The following is an 18383-nucleotide window of genomic DNA, read 5'->3' on the forward strand; positions in this document are numbered from 1 at the left end:
TCTGCACTGACTGAGGAGGAGAAGTCGATGCGAACCAAGTCCCTGAAAACCGGTGTGTTCACCCTGGCGCTGATCGGCGCGGGCGTTGCGGCACAGGCCGAAACCAGCTGGCAGATGACCACCACCTGGCCGAACTCGCTCGAACTGATCGAGATGGACAAGCACTTCGTCGAGCTGGCGAACAAGCTGACCACGGGCGATCTGAAGATCGAGTTCTTCGAAGGCGGCAGCCTGGTCCCGTCGGGCGAGGTGTTCGGCGCGGTCGAGAGCGGCACGATCCAGGCGGGCGGCGACTGGCCGGGCTATTGGGCCGGGCGCGATGCGGCCTTCTCGCCGCTCGCCACCACCGCCAGCCTGTTCAACGCGGTCGACTATGTGAACTGGATCCAGCAATGGGGCGGCAAGGAGCTCTATAACGAGGTCTACGGCAAGTTCGGCATGGTCTATCTGCCCTATGCCGTGACCAACAACGAGTCGGGCTTCCACACCAAGGAACCGATCCGCTCGATCGCCGATCTGCAGGGCAAGCGCCTGCGTCTGTCGGGGCTCGAGCAGGGCCGTCTGCTCAACCAGCTGGGCGGCTCGCAGGTGTCGATGGCCGGCGGCGAGATCTATCAGTCGCTCGAGCGCGGCGTGATCGACGGGGCCGAATTCTCGACCCCGAACGTCGACTGGTCGGGCGGCTTCCAGCAGGTCACGAAATACTGGGCGACGCCGGGTTGGCACCAGTCGGCCTCGGTCTTCGGCGTGATGATCAACAAGCAGGCCTGGGACGCGCTCAGCCCCGAGACCCGCGAAAAGCTGGAAATCGCGGCGGAAGCCAACCTGATGTGGTCGCTCTCCTTCACCGAACGGCGCGCCAATGACGCCTACAAGCAGTTCAAGGAAGTGAACGAGATCACCCGCATGGACGACGCCGCGCTGGCCCAGATCCAGACCATGGCCAACGCCGTGATCGAACAGGTCGCCTGCGAGAACCCGAGCTCGGCCAAGGTCTACCTGAGCCAGCTGGAATACCTGCAGGACTACTCGAACTGGCGCAAGGCTTCGGCGCCGTTCAACCTGGGCCGCGACCCGAACGGCCCGGACATCGAGAAGATCCGCGCCTGCGCCAGCAAGTAAGCGCAGCCCGCACGACCGGAACGGGGCCCACGCGGCCCCGTTCCTTTTCAGCGCATGCCCTTCCGACCTCCGCGCAGGGCCCCGCCCGCCGCGCGGAGGTCGCCCCGGCACAGAGAGGCCCCGCACAGGGAAGCTGACCGTCCGCTTCCGGTCCTTCATGCCCGCGCTGGCCACCATGCTGCACCAAGCTTAAAGGTCTGCTCAGCCCCAAGCCGACCACGCCCCCTTCCATACGCAAAAGGCGCCGGAGCATCCGCCCCGGCGCCTCTATCACCGTTTGTCAGAGAGCAGCCCAGAGGCATCAGGCAATACGTTTCGCCCTCGGCACCCCTTGCGCAGACTTATGCTTCCGTTTGCGCATTCATCTGCTTTCTCTGACTCATCTTACAGTTGCCAGCTCCTCAGCCGCATTTCGAATGGCCGCAGTCGGCGCAGGTCATGCAGCCCTCGACCTTGCGCATCGCATAGCTGCCGCAGGCCGGGCAGGCCGCGCCGCGCGGGGCCTCGCCCACCACCATCACCTCGGCCTTCGGATCGGACTTCAGCCCCATCCCCTCGCCCGCGATGAAACCGATCGCGATCAGGTGGCGCTCTATCACCCCACCGATCGCCGCAAGAATCGAGGGGATGTATTGCCCCGCCATCCAGGCGCCGCCGCGCGGGTCGAACACCGCCTTCAGTTCCTCGACGACAAAGCTCACGTCGCCGCCGCGCCGGAACACCGCCGAGATCATCCGCGTCAGCGCCACGGTCCAGGCGTAATGCTCCATGTTCTTCGAGTTGATGAACACCTCGAAGGGGCGCCGGTGGCCGCCCTGCACGATATCGTTCACCGTGATGTAGATCGCGTGCTCGCTCGCCGGCCATTTCAGCTTGTAGGTCGCGCCCTCGAGCGCCGCGGGGCGGTCGAGCGGCTCGGTCAGATAGACCACCTCGGCGCCCTTGTCGGCCTCGGGCGCCTTCTCCGAGGTTTCAGACACGCTCAATACCGAGCCGGTCACGTCGTTCGGCCGGTAGGTGGTGCAGCCCTTGCAGCCGGTTTCGAAGGCTTCCATGTAGACGCCCTGGAACTCCTCGAAGGAAATGTCCTCGGGGCAGTTGATCGTCTTCGAGATCGACGAGTCGATCCATTTCTGCGCCGCCGCCTGCATCCGCACATGGTCGAGCGGGGCGAGGGTCTGGGCGTTGACGAAATAGTCGGGCAGCGCCGCGTCGCCCTTCAGGTCGCGCCACATCTGCACCGCATAATCGACGACCTCTTCCTCGGTGCGCGAGCCGTCCTTCTGCAGCACCTTGCGCTTGTAGGCATAGGCGAAGACCGGCTCGATCCCCGAGCTGACATTGCCGGCATAAAGCGAGATCGTCCCCGTCGGCGCGATCGAGGTCAGAAGCGCGTTGCGGATACCATGCGTGCGGATCGCCTCGCGCACATCCTCGTCCATCTGCAGCATGGTGCCGGTGGCCAGATATTTCTCGGCGTCGAACAGCGGGAAGGCGCCCTTCTCCTGCGCCAGATCGACCGAGGCGAGATAGCTCGCCCGGGCGATCTCGTGCATCCAGCGTTCGGTCTGCGCCGCCGCCTCGTCCGAGCCATAGCGCAGCCCGAGCATCAGCAGCGCATCGGCAAGCCCGGTCACACCGAGCCCGATGCGGCGCTTGTTCATCGCCTCCTCGGCCTGCTGCGGCAGCGGGAAGCGCGAGGCGTCGACGACGTTGTCCATCATCCGCACCGCGGTGCGCACCAGCCGGTCAAGCGCCACCGGATCGAGCTTCGCCGCCGGGGTGAACGGATCGGTGACCAGCCGGGCGAGGTTGACCGAGCCGAGCAGGCAGGCGCCATAGGGCGGCAGCGGCTGCTCGCCACAGGGGTTGGTCGCCGCGATCTGCTCGCAATAGCCGAGGTTGTTCATCTTGTTGATGCGGTCGATGAAGATCACGCCCGGCTCGGCGTAGTCATAGGTCGAGCGCATGATCTTGTTCCACAGATCGCGCGCCTGCACCGTGTGAAAGACCTTGCCGCCGAATTTCAGATCCCAGGGGGCATCGGCCTTCACCGCCGCCATGAAGGCATCGGTCACCAGCACCGAGAGGTTGAACATCCGCAGCCGGGCCGAATCCTGCTTCGCGGTCACGAACTGCTCGATGTCGGGGTGGTCGCAGCGCATCGTCGCCATCATCGCGCCGCGGCGCGAGCCGGCCGACATGATCGTGCGGCACATCGCGTCCCAGACATCCATGAAGCTCAGCGGGCCCGAGGCATCGGCCGCGACGCCCTTCACCTCGGCGCCGCGCGGGCGGATCGTCGAGAAGTCATAGCCGATGCCGCCGCCCTGCTGCATGGTCAGCGCGGCTTCCTTCAGCATGTCGAAGATGCCCGACATGCTGTCGGGGATCGTGCCCATGACGAAGCAGTTGAAGAGGGTCACGGTGCGCCCGGTGCCGGCACCCGCGAGGATGCGGCCGGCGGGCAGGAACTTGAAATCCTCGAGCGCGGCATAGAAGCGCTCTTCCCAGGCCACCGGGTCCGTCTCGACCGAGGCGAGATCACGCGCGACACGGCGCCAGCTGTCCTCGACCGTGATGTCGATCGGCGTGCCATCGGCCTCTTTCAGACGGTATTTCATGTCCCAGATCTGTTCGGCGATATTGGCGGCGAATCGGGTCATCGGCTCCTCGGTCCTGTCGTGACGGCCCCGATGCAGTGGCAACATCCGGGGCAGAAAAAGAAAAAGCCCCGGAACATCTGGTGTCTGACGGGGCAGGAGGCCACAATAGCATGAGTGCCCGGCGAGATTCCAGCCGCGAAATCGCTCCGCGATGCAGTTGCCGGCCGACGTCGTGCGTCCTATGTCAAAAGCCGCGAAACCGGGGGGCCGCGATGATTCACCTGATCAAGCTCTGCGTCGGCGCCGAGAAGGTCGAGGACCTGATCGAGTGGCAGGCGCAGCACTACGGCACCGGCCCTGCCCGCCACGTCACCCGCATGGGGCCGAAGCGCAGCGACGAGCTGCTGGACGGCGGCTCGCTCTACTGGGTGTTCAAGGGCGTGGTGCTGGCCCGGCAACGGGTGATCGGGCTCGAGGACGTCATGGGCGCCGACGGCATCCCGCGCTGCGCGATCCTCCTCGACCGCGAGGTGGTGCGCACCGAGGCGATGCCGCGCCGCCCGTTCCAGGGCTGGCGCTACCTGACACCCGAGGACGCACCGGCCGACCTGCGCCCGACGCGCGAGCGCGAGGAGCCTCTGCCGCGCGAGCTGCAGGCGGCACTCTCCGAGATCGGCCTCAGATAGGGGGGCTGTCTGCCCCCCTCCCGGCCTGCGGCCGGTTCACCCCCCGAGGATATTTGCAGCAATTGGAAGCCGGAAAATCCTCGCGCTTTCTCCTTGCCGAAAAGACCTCGGGGGTGAGGCCGGAGGCCGAGGGGGCAGCGCCCCCTGCCCCGCTCAGCGCAGGATCGGCGGCTTCGACGGGTCCATCCCCGGCGCGGTGATGGTCAGCTCCTGCACCTCTTCCTCGACCGCCTCGGGCAGGTGCAGCACCAGCGCCTTCTCGAGCAGGACCGCCGCCGCGGGGTCCGCCTCGTTCAGGAAGGTGACGTCGAGTTCGCCCGCCTCGAGCCCCGAGAAGGCCAGCGCCTCGGCCATCGCCTTGGCGATGCCGGGCTGCGCCGGCTCGGGCGCGCCGAGGAAGGCGAGGACATGGCCGCGCCGGCCGCCCTCGTAGGTCACGCCGCCCAGCAGCGCGTGGCTCGCAAGCCCGGCAAGCTGGTCGAACTTCGCCTCGAAGGCCGGCAGCAGCAGCGCCAGCATCGCCGGCGGCAGCGCCGGCGCATCGAAGGCCACCGGGCGCGCCGCCGTCGTCTCGGGCGCATGGGTCAGCGCATGGGTCAGCCACTCGAGCGCCTCGGGCGGCAGCAGCATCGCCGAGTCCGCGACGCCCAGATTGACGCCCAGCCCCACCGCCTCGCCCGCGAGGTTCTGCGCGATCACCCGGCCCGGAAGCGCCACATAGGGCGCGGGGGTCGCGGTGAATTCGGCCAGCCGTTCCTCGGTGTCGAAGGCCAGGACGAAATCCCCCTCCTCGGTCGAGAAGAGCTGCGGGATGATGTCGTTGTCCTCGTCGGGCTCGTGCTCGAGCAACAGGAACAGCTCGGCATCGGCAAGCCGGTCATAGACCGCAAGGCGCAGCGCCTCGTTCTCGGGATCGGCTTCCATCGCGGCATGGGCGCGGTCGTAGGGGGTCTCGGTCATGTCACCTCCTTCACCCGGGCGCGCAGGGCGGGGATCAGTTCCGCCTCGAACCACGGGTTGCGTTTCAGCCATGCCGTATTGCGCCAGGACGGATGAGGCAAGGGAAAGACGCGCGGCGCATGATCGCGCCATGCCGCGACGGTGGCGGTGACGGCGCGCGTGCCGAGGTGCCAGCGCTGCGCCGCGCCGCCGACCAGCAGCGTCAGATCGACCGGGCCGAGCGCCGCCATCACCCGCGCCCGCCAGGTCGCGGCGCAGAGCGGCGGCGGCGGCAGGTCCGCCCCTTTCGCGTCATAGCCCGGAAAGCAGAAGGCCATCGGCACGATCGCGATCCGCGCGAGGTCATAGAAGGTCTCGGCCCCCACCCCCATCCAGGCGCGCAGCCGGTCGCCCGAGGGGTCGGTGAAGGGCCGGCCCGAGGCATGCACCCGCGCGCCGGGCGCCTGACCGACGATCAGCACCCGCGCCCCGGGGCGGAACCAGACCACCGGGCGCGGCGCATGACCCGTCTCGGTTGCGGCGAAACGGGCCGCGCACAACCGGCAGGCGCGGATTTCCTCTGTCAGCGCTTCGGCGACAGGCTCGGTCATGCGTCTCTCCCTGTTTCGTGCGGCGAAACAGTCCCCGGCCGATTGTAACTGCCTGCACAGTTCGGACATAATGTCGCCGGAATGCACATCTAGATCTTTTTCCACAAAGGATCCGGTCGTGATCGACGAACCGGACGAGGCACGGTCGGCAGGAAGCGATGCTGGAATTCGAGAATGTCAGCAAGTCCTTCTGGACGGGAAAGCAGCGCAAGGTGATCCTTGACCGCGCCAGCTTCCGCGTCGAGCTGGGCCGCTCGCTCGGCATCCTGGCACCGAACGGCACCGGCAAGACCACGATCATCAACATGATGGCCGGGCTCGAGAAGCCCGACGAGGGCGAGATCCGCAAGACCTGCCGCGTCTCCTTCCCGCTCGGCTTCATGGGCGGCGTGGTGAACAAGCATTCGGCGCGCGAGAACGCGCGCTTCATCGCCCGGCTCTACGGGCTCGACCCGGATTATGTCGAGGCCTTCTGCCGCTGGCTGACCGGGATCGCCGAATATTTCGACATGCCGGTCGGCACCTACAGCCAGGGCATGCGCTCGCGCTTCACCTTCGCCTTGATGCTGGCGCTCGAATTCGACATCTACCTGATCGACGAGGGCATGCCCTCGACCACCGACGTGGAGTTCAACCGCAAGGCCGGTGCGATCCTGCGCGACCGGCTGAAGGAGGCGACGGTGATCGTCGTCTCGCACCAGGCCGCGACGCTTGAAAAGTTCTGCCGCTCGGCGGCGGTTCTGCGCGACGGGCAGCTCTACATGTTCGACACTCTGGAAGAAGCGAAGCGGATGTATGACTACAAGTCCTAAAGTCGCCAAGTATCGCATCCGCCGCACGCCGATCCCGGGCGTCACGCCGGTGCCCCCGGCCGCGGCCGAGACCGGGCGCGGCGCGACGATTGCCGATCTGCTGTCGCATCGGGCCGCCGCGCGGCGCAGCCCGGCCGCCCCCGCGGACGACCCCGCCGCGCTCTTCGAGCCGCAGGACGACGGCTTTGCCGCGCTCGACTTCCCGAGCGCGCATCCCGATGGCGACACCCAGGTGCTCGGCCCGTCCGAGATGACCCCCGAGGAGGAGATCGAGGCGATCCGCGCCGAGGGGCTGACCGGGCGGCAGCTGCGGCTGGCACGACGGATGGCGAAGAAGCACGGGATCGAGGCGACCTCGGATTTCGAGGCGGTGCGGATGCTGCGCCGGCGCGGCATCGACCCCTTCGACCGCTCGGCCCTGATGCATCTCGAGCACGACGACGAGACCGGCCCCGGCACGGTGCCGACCGGCACGGCGGTGGGTCTGGGCACGGGCTCGGCCACGACCAAGGCGCTCGCCCGGCTTGACGGCGCCGGCGCCGACACCCGGGTGAAGCTGCCGCAGACGGTGAAGGACGCGCCGCCCCCGGCCCCGCCGCTCGACGAGGGGGCGCGGGCGCGCGAGATCATCAAGATCCAGCGCGACATCGCCCGCCGGCGCCGGCGCAAGCTGATGCTGCTGGCCGCGCGGCTTGCCTTCTTCATCTTCCTGCCGACGCTGATCGCAGGCTATTACTATTACGTCATCGCGACGCCGATGTTCGCGACGAAAAGCGAATTCGTGATCCAGAAGTCCGAGGGCATGGCCGGCGGCAGTGGCCTTGGCAGCCTGTTCTCGGGCACGCAGCTCGCCACCAACCAGGATTCGGTCACGGTGCAGAGCTATCTGCAGTCGCGCGACGCCTACAAGCGGCTGGATGCCGACCAGCATTTCCGCGAGGTATTCTCGGCCCCGAACATCGACCCGCTGCAGCGGCTGGATGCCGGCGCCTCGAGCGAGGCGGGCTACAAGCTTTACCAGCGCAACGTGAAGATCGGCTACGACCCGTCCGAGGGGCTGATCCGGCTCGAGGTCATCGCCCCCGATCCGCAGACCTCGGAACGGTTCTCGAAATCGCTGATCTCCTATGCCGAGGAACAGGTCGATCAGCTGACCGCACGGCTGCGTGGCGACCAGATGAAGGGCGCGCGTGACAGCTATGACGATGCCGAGGCGAAGGTCTTTGCCGCCCAGGCCAAGGTGCTCGAACTGCAAGAGCAGGTCGGCGTGCTTGACCCGGTGTCGGAAAGCAGCCTGGTGATGGGGCAGATCTCGGCCTTCCAGACGCAGCTGCAGCAGAAACGGCTGGAACTCGGGCAGCTTCTCGACAACTCGCAGCCCAGCTCGGCGCGCGTGCAGGGCGTGAAGGGCGACATCGCCCGGCTCGAACAGCTGATCGCCGAGCTGCGCAAGCAGCTGACCGACAAGACCGGATCGACCGACTCGCTTGCCGCGGTCACCGGCCAGCTGCGCATCGCCGAGGCCGAACTGGAGACCCGCCAGGCGCTGCTCTCCGCGGCCGCGCAGCAGATGGAGACGGCGCGGATCGAGGCGAACAAGCAGGTGCGCTACCTCGAGATGGGCGTGCGTCCGGTCGCCCCCGACGAGCCGACCTATCCGCGCGCCTTCGAGGACACGGTGCTCGCCTTCCTGATCCTGTCGGGCATCTATCTGATGCTGTCGCTCACCGCCTCGATCCTGCGCGAACAGGTCTCAAGCTGATCCGGCGCGCCGGGGTCCGCCCCGGCGCCGCCCGTTCCGGCGGGTCGCTCAGGCGACCTGCCCCGCGGCCCAGCCCGACGACCAGGCCCATTGGAAGTTGTAGCCGCCAAGCCAGCCGGTCACGTCGACCGCCTCGCCGATGAAGTAAAGACCCGGCACCGTGCGCGCCTCCATCGTCTTCGCGTCGAGCGCCTCGGTCGCGACCCCGCCCAGCGTCACCTCGGCGGTGCGGTAGCCTTCCGAGCCCACCGGGCGCACCTGCCAGCGATGCACCTGCGCCGCCAGCCGCTCGAGCGCGCGGTTGCCGTGATCGGCAAGACGCCCCGCAAGCCCCGCCTCGGCCACGGCAAAGGCCGCGAGCTTTTCGGGCAGCAGCCGCGCCAGGGCGTTGTGCAGCGCCACCCGCCCCGCCTCGGCCCGCATCGCGGCCAGTGCCGCGGCGATGTCACGCCCGGGCGCCAGATCGACCACGATCGCCTCGCCCTCGCGCCAATAGTTCGACACCTGCAGGATCGCCGGGCCGGACAGCCCGCGGTGGGTGAAGAGCACCGCCTCGTCAAAGCCCGTGCGCCCCGCGCTCACCCGCCCTGCCACCGCGATGCCGGCGAGCGGCGCGGTCTTTTCCAGATCCTGCGCGGCGAAGGTCAGCGGCACGAGGCCCGGGCGCGTTTCCGTCACCCGCAACCCGAAGCTTTCCGCGATGCGGTGACCGATGCCGGTCGCCCCCATCTTCGGGACCGACTTGCCACCTGTCGCCACGATCACCCGGCCCGCGCGCAACGGGCCCTCCGAGGTGTCGACCACGAACCCCTCGCCCTCGCGCCGCACCGCCTCGACCGCGGAGCCAAGCCGCAGCTCGGCGGGCCCAAGCGCCGCGAGCAGCATGTCGACGACCTGCGTCGCCTTGCCGTCGCAAAAGAGCTGCCCCGCCGTCTTCTCGTGCCAGGCGATGCCCGCCCGCTCGATCCGGGTCAGGAAATCGGCCGGCGTGAAGCGGCTCAGCGCCGAGAGCGCGAAGCGCGGGTTTTCCGACAGGAAGCGCCCGGCGGCGTTTTGCCGGCTCAGCTCGCGGTTGGTGAAATTGCACCGCCCGCCGCCCGAGATGCGGATCTTCTCGCCCGGGCGGGCGGCATGGTCGAGCACGGTCACGCGGCGACCGCGACGGGCGCATTCGCCCGCCGCCATCAGCCCGGCGGCCCCGGCTCCCAGAATGACGACATCGGTTTCAGACATGGCCGAGCCCTATCCCTTCGGCCGTTACGACTGCAACAGGATTCGGAACTTTCTTCTTGCAGCACTGCCCCCCCTTGGCTAAACAACGCCCCACGTTGGGGCGTGGCCAAGTGGTAAGGCAACGGTTTTTGGTACCGTGTACCGTAGGTTCGAATCCTACCGCCCCAGCCATTCTTCCTGCCAAGATCCTGAGATGACAGAAGAAGCCGAGAGCCCATGCGCCGCCGCCCGCGCGCAGCATGAGGCCGGCCCCGGTGAACGGGGCCTCGCCGACGGCCAGGACATGTGGGAAAGGCGGCCGCGGCACGAACGCGGCCAGTCTTGCGGAAAACCGCCGCCTCAATGACACACCGCCCGCGCCCCGGAAGAGCGCAGGCGGCACGTCAGGCCGGACGGGATCAGTTCCCCGGCATCAGCACCCGGTCGATCACCTGGACCTCTCCGTTCGAGCGTCTCATATCCGGCGCCAGAATGGAGACGATGGTGCCGCGCTCGTCACGCAGCTGGATCATGCCGGCCTTGACCTCGACCCCGACATAGCAGCCGCCGAGGGTCTTGATCATGTAGGGACCCGCCTGAACCGCAAGCATCCGTCGAAGCGTGTCGGTATCGACCCGGCCCAGAAGGATGTGGCAGCTGAGGAACCGGTGCAGCTCGGCCCGTCTCGCCGGATTCGTGTATTGGTCAAGCATGCCCGGATGCAGCGCGGTGAACGCCGAGTTGACCGGGGCGAAGATCGTGAACACGCCCTTGCCCGCCAGCGTCTGGTCCAGACCCGTCGTCTGCAGCATCGCCGCCAGCGTCGAATGCTCGGGCGAGCTGGCGATCATCTGCATGACGCTGTTCCCGGAATAGGAATACGCCCCGCCCGCAACCGGCGTGTTGCCTGAAGACGCCCCGCTCGCCGAGCCCAGCACCAGACAGCCAGCCATGAACGCCTTGAGAATGAAATGCATGTGAGATGGTCCTCCTGCTCGGGGCTGCTCCGGCGGCAAGCCTGATGCGCGATCATCATGTGATACAAACTTTAGTTTGTGTTTGCATAACTTAATGTTGATATATGCGCAAGAGAGGTATGTCCTGCAGCTGCCTCCGGCCGCCACCTTCCCGACCGAAAATGCAGCCCCTGCGCCAAGTTGGCATTGCGACCGGAAGAGGCCGCATCCTACAGTGCCGCCAGAAACCGAAGAAGCTGCCGTGATCAAGAAACTCTCAATACGCAGATGGCGCTCAGAAGAAGGCTCGATGGCGATCCTTCTGCTCCTGCTCATTCCCGCGATCCTGCTGATCGGCGGCATCGGAACGGATATCTGTCTGGTCAATGCCCAGAAGAAATACGTTCAGTCGCAATCCGATCTCGCGGCGCAAAGCGCGGCGCGCGTGCTGCCCGACCTCGCGCTTGCCCGGCAGACCGCGCAAGACGTGGTCAGCGCAAATGGCGCCTATGGCACGGTGACACTGGCGCGCTCGGATGTGATCTTCGGCAGCTACAGCTCGGGCGTCTTCATCCCCGCCGCCAATCAGAATTCCTCCGGCGGGGTCAATGCCGTCAAGGTGGTCGTGCCCTCGCCCTACACACCGCTGTTGCTGCGCCCGGTGATGGCCTCGGACCTCACCGTCACCCGCAGCGCGATCGCGACGCAGCGGGCGGCGATTGCCTTCAGCCTGCGCAACTCGCTGCTGACCCTGAACACCTCCGCCTCGATTCTGGACAGCGTCCTGCGCGGCCTGCTGGGCGTCGACGTCTCGGCCGCCGTCCTGGACGCCTCGGGCGTGCTCGGGCTCGGCGTCGACGTGAACAAGCTCCTCGGTCTGCTCAGCCTCGATGTCGCGGGGCAGGTGCTCGACTATCGGGACATCCTGAACCTCGGGATCGGCACGCCGCTCGTCGTGCAGGCGCTGTCGACGCTCGGGGTTCTGCCCGCCGGCACCACCTCGGTTTCGGGCGGAACGCTCTCCCTCGGCTCGCTCCTGAACCTGTCGCCCTCCGCCCTCGATGTCGAGATCGGTCAGATCCTGCCGAACCTGTCGCTGAATGCCTTCGACCTGCTGATGGCGACCGCCAGTCTCAACGGCAGCCTGGGCAACGGGCTCGTCAGCGTGCCGCTGAGCCTCGGCATTCCCTATGTGCTCGATGTGAACCTGTCGCTTGGCATCGTGCATTCCGCGGTCATGGCCGCCGGATTCATCGACGACATTCCGCCCCTCACCGCCACGGTCAGCCAGCTTTCGCTGAAGCTGCAGGCCGAGCTCCTGTCCTATATCAAGCTAGACATCGGCCTCGCCGGCGCACAAGCCACCGCGACGGCAACGAGCCTCAATTGCGCGGCCCGTGCACCGAGCGACACGCTTGCGACCTTCGACGTGCAGACCGCGCCGGTCGTCCTCGACCTCAGTCTGACCGTTCCGGGCATCCTGAACGGCAGCACGACAAGCGACAGCGACAGCATCTCGCTGTTCGGCGGCCTGCAGAGGGTGGCGGTGCCGCTCGGCTCGCTCGGGGAGAGCGTCATGCTGGAGACGCCGATCCGGATTTCGGGGCTGACCTCCTTCGTCTCTGGCCTGCTCGGCAATCTCAGCAGCAGCCTCAGGACCGACCGGAACCAGTGCGGCCTCCTCGGGCTCGGCTGTCTGCTCGATCTCGTCAACAGCGTCATCAGCGGGCTGACCTCGCTGATCTCCGGAACGTTCCTCGACAGTCTGGTCGATGACCTTCTCAACGCCCTCGGCATCGAGATCGCCCCGGCCGAGCTGGTCGTCAGCGATTACAGCTGCTCGTCGCAGCTGGTGCAGTGACGGCTCAGCGGACGATGACCGAGGCGGAGCGGGTGATCTGGCCGAGGTTGACCCCCAGCATCTGCGAGAATTGCGATGCCGCGCCGCCCGCCAGATCGTAGGTCACGCTGATCGTCAGCAGCCCCGAGGCGGCGGGCTGGTTCGGGCAGGCGGCGAGCGGCTCGAACTTCGCCGCCGAGAGCGTCAGGCTGTTTTCGGCAAGCGCAGACAGATAGTCCTGCCCGAGCTTGAGACAGATGTCGCCCTGGTAATTCTGCCCGACCAGGGAAAACCCCTTGCGCGCCAGCTCGAAGGCAACCTGCTGCACCTCGCTTTGCGAGGCGATCAGCAGGCTAACGAAGGCGATCAGCGCCAGCATCAGCAGAAATGCCGGGAAGATGACGACGAACTCGACGGTCACCGCCCCCGCCTCGGCGCGCAGCCGGTCCGCGAATCTCCCGAAAGGCCGGCCCCGCATCAGCTTGCCCCGGACATCGTGGTGGTGCTGTCGCTGCCGACGCCCTGCGTGGGGGCGGTCTGCGGCGGCGGCGGCACGTGATAGGTCGGGCGCGCCGTCCCCGAGGGATAGAGAAGCTCGTCCGGATAGGCCGTCTGCGCCGCCAGATTGTTGGCGACGGTGCAGCCGGCGCCGGGGAAGCAGCCGGACTGGTCGACCTCGATCGCGTCGATCTGGATCATCCGCACGATGCCGGTGCTGCCCGGCGCGTCGGAGGGACCGGGCATGCGCAGATCGACGCGCGGAATGCGGCTGCCGATCAGCTTGCGCACGGCCGAGGCCCGCGCCTCGTCCTGCCCGGCCGAGCAGCCGCGCGGCACGGTGACGATGACGGCACCGGCATGGGCCGCCTCGGCCGAGCCGATGAAGGCGCGGATGCGCTTCTGGTCGGCCGTGGGGATCCGGGCCGAACACTGGCCGAAGGAATAGCTGACATGGGCGCTGACGATCTCGGGCGAAAGCCGGCCCTGCACGGTCTGCACCGGCTCGCCCTCGCAGCCCGAAAGCAGCACCAGGGCCAGACCGGCGGCAACGAGGGAACGGTCGAAAGTCGGAAGGATCATGGCATCACCTGTTGATGAGGAAGCCGGCCTGACTGCGGGGCCGCCCTCCCGTCGCCGCATCGGGCCGCACCATCTGGCCGGTCAGCATCTGCTGCACCCCGTTCGGCGCCAGCGCAGCCCCGTCCAGCGGGGTTTTCAGCTGATTGCGGGCCGTCGGGCGGACGACATAGGGGGTCACGATGATGACAAGCTCGGTCTCGCCGCGCTGGAAGGCCGAGGAGCGGAACAGCGCGCCGATGATCGGCAGCTTCGCAAGCCCCGGGAACTCGGTCAGCGACTGCTGCCGGTCGGACCGGAACATCCCGGCGATGGCGAAGCTCTGACCGCTGCCAAGCTCGACCGCCGTCGAGGCGGAGCGTTCGGCGATCACCTTGCCGTCGGTGGTCGACTGCGCCTCGTCGATCGAGCGCACCTTGGTGTCGAGCTGAATGTGGATCTGATCCTTGTCGTAGACGGTCGGGGTGAAGGTCAGCTCGACCCCGATCGGCTGGAACTCGATTCGCGTGTCATCCTGCGTTGCGCCGACGCGATAGGGAATGCGCCCGCCGGCCAGGAAGGTTGCCTGCTCGCCCGAGCGCGCGGTCAGATTCGGTTCCGACAGGATGGTGGCAAGGCCCGAGCGCGACAGCGCATCCATCACCAGCCCGAGGTTGTTGCCCATGCTGGCCGAGACCGAATACCCCGCGATCGTCGAGGCCGGCGAGCTGAGGCTGCGGTTCTTCGAATTGCCCGAGATGGAGAACCCGAGATCCTGCTCGATGCTGCGCGAGACCTCGGCGATGGTGACCTGCAGGTTGACCTGCGGCGGCGTCGTCAGCTTGAGATTGTTGACCACCACGGCGGCCTCGCCGGCCAGCTTGGCCACGACGTTCTCGGCCGCCTGCGCATCGGTGTCGCTCTCGACCGTCCCGTTGACGAAGATCGCGCCGTCGGCGGTCGACAGTCTGATCGCGCTGCCCGGCACCGCCTGGCTCACCGCGGATTGCAACCGCCCGAGATCGATGTCGACCTCGACCTTGGCCTCGATCAGGGCCCGGTTATCCGCCCCCAGCACGAACAGATCCGACGAACCGATCCCCTTGCCGACGACATAGACATATTGCGCGGACTGCATGTCGACATCGGCGACCTGCGGACTGGACAGGAAGACCGCACTCGCGGGCTCGGTCAGGCGAATGAACTTGGCCTCTCCGACCTTGAGCCGGATCGACATGTGCTGTGTCGGCGCTCCGGTCTCGATCTGCGGCGCGGCGGAACCGTCTCCGGCATTCTGCGCCAAGACGGGCGACGCAAGCCCCCCCCCGCACAGCGCCAGAGTGCCGACAAGAAACAGAGGACGGGAGATGGGGAAGATCGAACAGGTCATCACGAGTCTTTTCAGGGCCGCTTTCAAAGAAATGGAGAAACAATCGGACTCATCAACGCTGACCGGCCCATGCGCCGACCTCACACTCATCGCAGCTGCGCCCGGATCAGCGGACGGAGCAGATAGCTCAGCACCGACCGGCGGCCAGTCTGGATGTCGACCTCGGCAATCATGCCCGGACGGATCGGATACCGCTCCCCATGCCGTTCGAGATATGCCCGGTCGGTTTTCACCATCACCTTGTAGAAGCTTTGCTTTCCGTCTGCACCATCAGCCTCGACGGTGTCGTCGCTGATCTGTTCGACCGTGCCCTTGAGATCACCGTAGACCGAGAAATCATAGGCCGTGATCTTCACGCTCGCCGGCATGCCCGGTGCGATGAAGGCGACGTCGCGCGGCGCGACATGGGCCTCGATCAGCAACTGGTCGTCGATCGGCGTCACTTCCATGATCGCCTCGCCGGGCTGCACGACACCGCCGAGCGTGGTGATATTGACATTGTTCACCCGCCCCGCCACCGGCGAGCGCAGATCCGTCCGCTCGAGCTGGTCCTTCTTCTGCACGATGCTCTGCTGCAAGGACAGGAGCTTCGCCTTGGTATCCGCAAGTTCGCTGTAGGCGTCCTGCACATAGACGTTGCGCAGCTCGGTGATCTTGCCCTCGAGGGTGGTCTTCTGCTGCTGCAGCTTCAGCAGGTCGACCTGGCTGACGGCCCCCCGCTTGGCCAGCGGCGCGGTCAGGTCGATCTGCGTCTGGATCGGCTCGATCTGGCTGTTGACCGAGGCGATGGACTCGAGCAGCTTGGTCCGGCGCGCCCGGAACAGCCGTTCCTCGGTCGCCTGGATCTCGGTCATCGGCTCGAGAAAACCGACATCCTCCTTCTCGAGAACCTCGGCCTCCAGCCGCTGCACCTCGGCGGCCAGAACCTCCATCTCGGATTTCGCCTGCAGATAGGCCGAGCGGAACTGCGTCGGGTCCATCTTCACCAGGATCTGCCCGGGCTGGACGGTATCGCCCTCGCGCACCTGCAGCTCCGAGATGATCCCGCCCTCGAGGCTCTGGATCGTCTGCTGGCGGCGCAGCGGCACAACGCGCCCCTCGCCCCGCGTGATGTCATCGACCCGCGCCAGCGCCGACCAGATCAGCGCGATCACCACCGTTGCGGCGATCACCCAGATCGTCTGCCGCGCGACCTGCACCGCCTGCAACCGGCGCGAGCCGTCGGCGAAGCTGGGAGTATCCGTGGACAGGCTGCTCATTTGACCGTCTTGATCCCGTTGGCATGGGCGCTGAGATCGATGACCTGACCAAGCGGCCCGTGATAGGCGATGCCCCCGTCCTTGAGGACCAGCGCGGTATCGGCCAGGGCCAGAACCTCGCGCTTGTGGGTGGCGATGATCGCGGTGCGCGAACCGAGCCATTCGTGCAGATAGGTGATGACATGCTTTTCGGTGATCTGGTCGAAAGCCGCCGTCGGCTCGTCCAGCAGCACGATCCGCGGATCTTGCAGCAGCACGCGCGCAAGGCCGATCGCCTGGCGCTGCCCGCCCGAGACATTGGCGTTGCTGTGGATGCGCAGATCGAGGCCGCGCACATGGCGCCGCACATAGGCGCCAAGCCCCACCGCATCGAGCGCCGCCATCAGCTCGTCATCGGAATGCAGGCCACGGTCGAGCAACAGGTTGTCACGCAGCGTCCCCTGAAACAGCGCGACGGATTGCGGCAGATAGCCGATCTGGCGGCGCCGGTCGATCGGGTCGATCTGGCTGAGCGACAGGTTGTCGATCAGCAGGCTGCCGGTGGTCGGATTGGTGAACCCCGCCAGCATCCGCAGCAGCGTCGACTTGCCCGCGCCATTCGCCCCGATCAGCGCGGCATGTTCGCCGGCGGCGATCTCGAGCCCGGCGATCGTCAGCTCGGGCGGGCTGTCCTTCTCATGCGCGAAGGTGACGTCCTGCATCCGGTAGGCACCGGCGAAATGCGGTGCGCGCAGGTATTGCCGGTCGGAGGGGCGCTCGACGGGCATCGCCATGATCCGGTCGAGCCCTTCCATCGCCGCATGCACCCCCTGCCAGCGCGCCAGAAGCCCCGCCACCCGGCTCATCGGCGACAGCGCCCGGCCGGACAGCAGCGTGCAGGCGATCAGCGCACCGACCGTCATGTGCCCCTCGCTGATCCGATAGACGCCGACGATCACCACGCAGCCATAGGCGATCTGCTGGATCGAGGCGACGAATTGCGAGATCAGCGTGGTCAGCTCGCGGCTGCGGATCGACGAGCCCGCGATCGTCGCCGACAGCTGTGCATAGGCGCGTTGCAGCCGGTTCTCGGCCCGGGCGGCCTTCACCGTCTCGAGGTTCGACACCGCCTCGAGCAGGATGCCGTTCAGCGCCGCGCTTTCCTTGGTGTGCTCTTGCGAGACCTTGGCGAGGTGCTTTTGCATCACGATCCCCGGCAGCACGATGGCGATCGAGGCGCACAGCGTCACCAGCGCCACCGGCCCGCCAATGAGGGCGATGATGGCGATGAAGATCAGGGTGAAGGGCAGGTCCGAGAATGCCGCGACCGTGCTCGAGGTGAAGAATTCCCGTACCACCGCGAAGTCGCGTACCTGATTGGCGAAGACGCCGGTCGATTTGGGCTGCTGCGACAGATGCAGGTTGGTCACCTGCTCGAACAGCTGCGACGACAGCCGCAGGTCGAGATCGCGCCCGGTCACGTCGACCAGCCGCGCGCGCATGATCCGCAACACGAATTCGAGGCAGATCGCAAGACCCACACCGCTCGCCAGAATCCACAGGGTGTCGAAGGCACCGCTCGGCACGACGCGGTCATAGACCTGCATCGAGAACAGCGACGAGCCGATCGCCAGCAGGTTCGCCATGAGGGCCGCAAGGACCACGTCGCGATAGATCCGGAGGTTGTCGAGGACGGGGCCGATGATCCAGTGCCGCTTGTCCCCGACGGTCTCGCCGAGCCGGTCGGACACGACGTCGATCGGCCGCGCGAACAGGGCCTTGCCGGCATAGCGCGCCTCCAGAGCGGCAAGCGCGCAGTCCTCGCGTCCGCCGCCGGTCTCGGGATGGACCAGCGTGCAGCGCCCCTCGCCCACCCATTCCAGCACGACATATTGCCCGTCGTGCAGGAACAGCAACGCCGGCATGGAGGCCGCGGAAATGTCGCCAAGCGCCCGCGTGCTGATCCGGCAGCTCATGTTCGCCCGGCGCAACGCGATGGCCGCATGGTCATGCGGCAGGCGCCCGTCCGCGTTGACAAGCCCGTCGCTCAGCCGCTCGGGCGGAACCTGAATGCCGTTGAGCCGGCACAGTTCCATCAGTCCAACGACGAAGGGGTCGGTCGTGCTCTGTCCAGTCATCGCGAAACCGCCCCT

The 18383-nt window shown here is 67.0% G+C and carries 15 protein-coding genes and 1 tRNA gene; 6 read left to right on the forward strand and 10 right to left on the reverse strand.

Features of this window, described 5'->3' with window-relative positions; translation table 11 throughout:
• Window positions 1–27 precede the first annotated feature (27 nt).
• A complete protein-coding gene (dctP, locus tag AC0QTQ_RS16140; protein ID WP_480257400.1) occupies window positions 28–1122 on the forward strand; it encodes a TRAP transporter substrate-binding protein DctP in 1095 nt (364 codons plus the stop codon).
• A 401-nt stretch (window positions 1123–1523) separates the two neighbouring features.
• Here dctP and AC0QTQ_RS16145 read toward each other — a convergent pair whose 3' ends face one another.
• Entirely contained in the window at window positions 1524–3788 is a 2265-nt protein-coding gene (locus AC0QTQ_RS16145) for an adenosylcobalamin-dependent ribonucleoside-diphosphate reductase (protein ID WP_121533394.1), read from the reverse strand.
• Window positions 3789–4000: 212 nt separating this feature from the next.
• Between AC0QTQ_RS16145 and AC0QTQ_RS16150 the strand changes: the two genes are divergently transcribed.
• Window positions 4001–4414 carry a DUF1489 family protein gene (locus AC0QTQ_RS16150; RefSeq protein ID WP_121533396.1) on the forward strand — a complete coding sequence of 138 codons (414 nt, stop codon included), beginning with the start codon at window positions 4001–4003 and terminating at the stop codon, window positions 4412–4414.
• A gap of 153 nt (window positions 4415–4567) precedes the next feature.
• Here AC0QTQ_RS16150 and AC0QTQ_RS16155 read toward each other — a convergent pair whose 3' ends face one another.
• Window positions 4568–5374 carry an SseB family protein gene (locus tag AC0QTQ_RS16155; RefSeq protein ID WP_480257401.1) on the reverse strand — a complete coding sequence of 269 codons (807 nt, stop codon included), beginning with the start codon at window positions 5372–5374 and terminating at the stop codon, window positions 4568–4570.
• The gene (locus tag AC0QTQ_RS16160) at window positions 5371–5964 is read right to left on the reverse strand and encodes a uracil-DNA glycosylase family protein (RefSeq protein ID WP_480257402.1); all 594 of its coding nucleotides are present in this window, start codon (window positions 5962–5964) and stop codon (window positions 5371–5373) included. The genes AC0QTQ_RS16155 and AC0QTQ_RS16160 overlap by 4 nt, the downstream gene beginning before the upstream one ends.
• A 158-nt stretch (window positions 5965–6122) precedes the next feature.
• Here AC0QTQ_RS16160 and AC0QTQ_RS16165 point away from each other — a divergent pair, with 158 nt between their 5' ends.
• On the forward strand, window positions 6123–6776 hold the full coding sequence (locus AC0QTQ_RS16165) for an ABC transporter ATP-binding protein (protein ID WP_121533402.1): 654 nt from the start codon (window positions 6123–6125) through the stop codon (window positions 6774–6776).
• Window positions 6760–8538 carry a KpsE/RkpR family capsule polysaccharide export protein gene (locus tag AC0QTQ_RS16170; RefSeq protein WP_480257404.1) on the forward strand — a complete coding sequence of 593 codons (1779 nt, stop codon included), beginning with the start codon at window positions 6760–6762 and terminating at the stop codon, window positions 8536–8538. Before AC0QTQ_RS16165 ends, AC0QTQ_RS16170 begins: the two co-directional genes overlap by 17 nt.
• 48 nt (window positions 8539–8586) lie before the next feature.
• On the opposite strand, the gene AC0QTQ_RS16175 is transcribed toward AC0QTQ_RS16170, so the two are convergent.
• Window positions 8587–9771, reverse strand: a complete 1185-nt coding sequence (locus AC0QTQ_RS16175) for a BaiN/RdsA family NAD(P)/FAD-dependent oxidoreductase (protein ID WP_480257405.1) — start codon at window positions 9769–9771, stop codon at window positions 8587–8589.
• 96 nt (window positions 9772–9867) lie between these two features.
• Between AC0QTQ_RS16175 and AC0QTQ_RS16180 the strand changes: the two genes are divergently transcribed.
• Window positions 9868–9942, forward strand: a tRNA-Gln gene (locus AC0QTQ_RS16180).
• A 227-nt stretch (window positions 9943–10169) separates the two neighbouring features.
• On the opposite strand, the gene AC0QTQ_RS16185 is transcribed toward AC0QTQ_RS16180, so the two are convergent.
• Window positions 10170–10727 carry a fasciclin domain-containing protein gene (locus tag AC0QTQ_RS16185; protein WP_480257406.1) on the reverse strand — a complete coding sequence of 186 codons (558 nt, stop codon included), beginning with the start codon at window positions 10725–10727 and terminating at the stop codon, window positions 10170–10172.
• Window positions 10728–11016: 289 nt separating this feature from the next.
• On the opposite strand from AC0QTQ_RS16185, the gene AC0QTQ_RS16190 reads away from it, so the two are divergent.
• The gene (locus AC0QTQ_RS16190) at window positions 11017–12567 is read left to right on the forward strand and encodes a Tad domain-containing protein (RefSeq protein ID WP_480257409.1); all 1551 of its coding nucleotides are present in this window, start codon (window positions 11017–11019) and stop codon (window positions 12565–12567) included.
• A 4-nt stretch (window positions 12568–12571) separates the two neighbouring features.
• On the opposite strand, the gene AC0QTQ_RS16195 is transcribed toward AC0QTQ_RS16190, so the two are convergent.
• The 5 genes from AC0QTQ_RS16195 to AC0QTQ_RS16215 form a co-directional block, all read right to left on the reverse strand.
• Entirely contained in the window at window positions 12572–13024 is a 453-nt protein-coding gene (locus tag AC0QTQ_RS16195; RefSeq protein WP_480257410.1) for a TadE/TadG family type IV pilus assembly protein, read from the reverse strand.
• On the reverse strand, window positions 13024–13626 hold the full coding sequence (locus AC0QTQ_RS16200; protein ID WP_480257411.1) for a hypothetical protein: 603 nt from the start codon (window positions 13624–13626) through the stop codon (window positions 13024–13026). Before AC0QTQ_RS16200 ends, AC0QTQ_RS16195 begins: the two co-directional genes overlap by 1 nt.
• A 4-nt stretch (window positions 13627–13630) precedes the next feature.
• Window positions 13631–14839 carry a type II and III secretion system protein family protein gene (locus tag AC0QTQ_RS16205; RefSeq protein WP_480257412.1) on the reverse strand — a complete coding sequence of 403 codons (1209 nt, stop codon included), beginning with the start codon at window positions 14837–14839 and terminating at the stop codon, window positions 13631–13633.
• 239 nt (window positions 14840–15078) lie between these two features.
• Window positions 15079–16251 (reverse strand): beta-barrel domain-containing protein, encoded by a 1173-nt coding sequence (locus AC0QTQ_RS16210; RefSeq protein WP_480257414.1) that lies wholly within the window; start codon window positions 16249–16251, stop codon window positions 15079–15081.
• Window positions 16248–18368 carry a type I secretion system permease/ATPase gene (locus AC0QTQ_RS16215; RefSeq protein WP_480257416.1) on the reverse strand — a complete coding sequence of 707 codons (2121 nt, stop codon included), beginning with the start codon at window positions 18366–18368 and terminating at the stop codon, window positions 16248–16250. The genes AC0QTQ_RS16210 and AC0QTQ_RS16215 overlap by 4 nt, the downstream gene beginning before the upstream one ends.
• Window positions 18369–18383 lie beyond the last annotated feature (15 nt).

This window comes from Paenirhodobacter sp. YD-8 (assembly GCF_056590935.1).

Excerpts from the sequence above, each read along its gene's own strand:
- dctP (WP_480257400.1), top strand. The coding sequence starts at position 28 with ATGCGAACCAAGTCCCTGAAAACCGGTGTGTTCACCCTGGCGCTGATC.
- AC0QTQ_RS16145 (WP_121533394.1), bottom strand. The coding sequence starts at position 3,788 with ATGACCCGATTCGCCGCCAATATCGCCGAACAGATCTGGGACATGAAA.
- AC0QTQ_RS16150 (WP_121533396.1), top strand. The coding sequence starts at position 4,001 with ATGATTCACCTGATCAAGCTCTGCGTCGGCGCCGAGAAGGTCGAGGAC.
- AC0QTQ_RS16155 (WP_480257401.1), bottom strand. The coding sequence starts at position 5,374 with ATGACCGAGACCCCCTACGACCGCGCCCATGCCGCGATGGAAGCCGAT.
- AC0QTQ_RS16160 (WP_480257402.1), bottom strand. The coding sequence starts at position 5,964 with ATGACCGAGCCTGTCGCCGAAGCGCTGACAGAGGAAATCCGCGCCTGC.
- AC0QTQ_RS16165 (WP_121533402.1), top strand. The coding sequence starts at position 6,123 with ATGCTGGAATTCGAGAATGTCAGCAAGTCCTTCTGGACGGGAAAGCAG.
- AC0QTQ_RS16170 (WP_480257404.1), top strand. The coding sequence starts at position 6,760 with ATGACTACAAGTCCTAAAGTCGCCAAGTATCGCATCCGCCGCACGCCG.
- AC0QTQ_RS16175 (WP_480257405.1), bottom strand. The coding sequence starts at position 9,771 with ATGTCTGAAACCGATGTCGTCATTCTGGGAGCCGGGGCCGCCGGGCTG.
- AC0QTQ_RS16185 (WP_480257406.1), bottom strand. The coding sequence starts at position 10,727 with ATGCATTTCATTCTCAAGGCGTTCATGGCTGGCTGTCTGGTGCTGGGC.
- AC0QTQ_RS16190 (WP_480257409.1), top strand. The coding sequence starts at position 11,017 with ATGGCGATCCTTCTGCTCCTGCTCATTCCCGCGATCCTGCTGATCGGC.
- AC0QTQ_RS16195 (WP_480257410.1), bottom strand. The coding sequence starts at position 13,024 with ATGCGGGGCCGGCCTTTCGGGAGATTCGCGGACCGGCTGCGCGCCGAG.
- AC0QTQ_RS16200 (WP_480257411.1), bottom strand. The coding sequence starts at position 13,626 with ATGATCCTTCCGACTTTCGACCGTTCCCTCGTTGCCGCCGGTCTGGCC.
- AC0QTQ_RS16205 (WP_480257412.1), bottom strand. The coding sequence starts at position 14,839 with ATGTCGATCCGGCTCAAGGTCGGAGAGGCCAAGTTCATTCGCCTGACC.
- AC0QTQ_RS16210 (WP_480257414.1), bottom strand. The coding sequence starts at position 16,251 with ATGAGCAGCCTGTCCACGGATACTCCCAGCTTCGCCGACGGCTCGCGC.
- AC0QTQ_RS16215 (WP_480257416.1), bottom strand. The coding sequence starts at position 18,368 with ATGACTGGACAGAGCACGACCGACCCCTTCGTCGTTGGACTGATGGAA.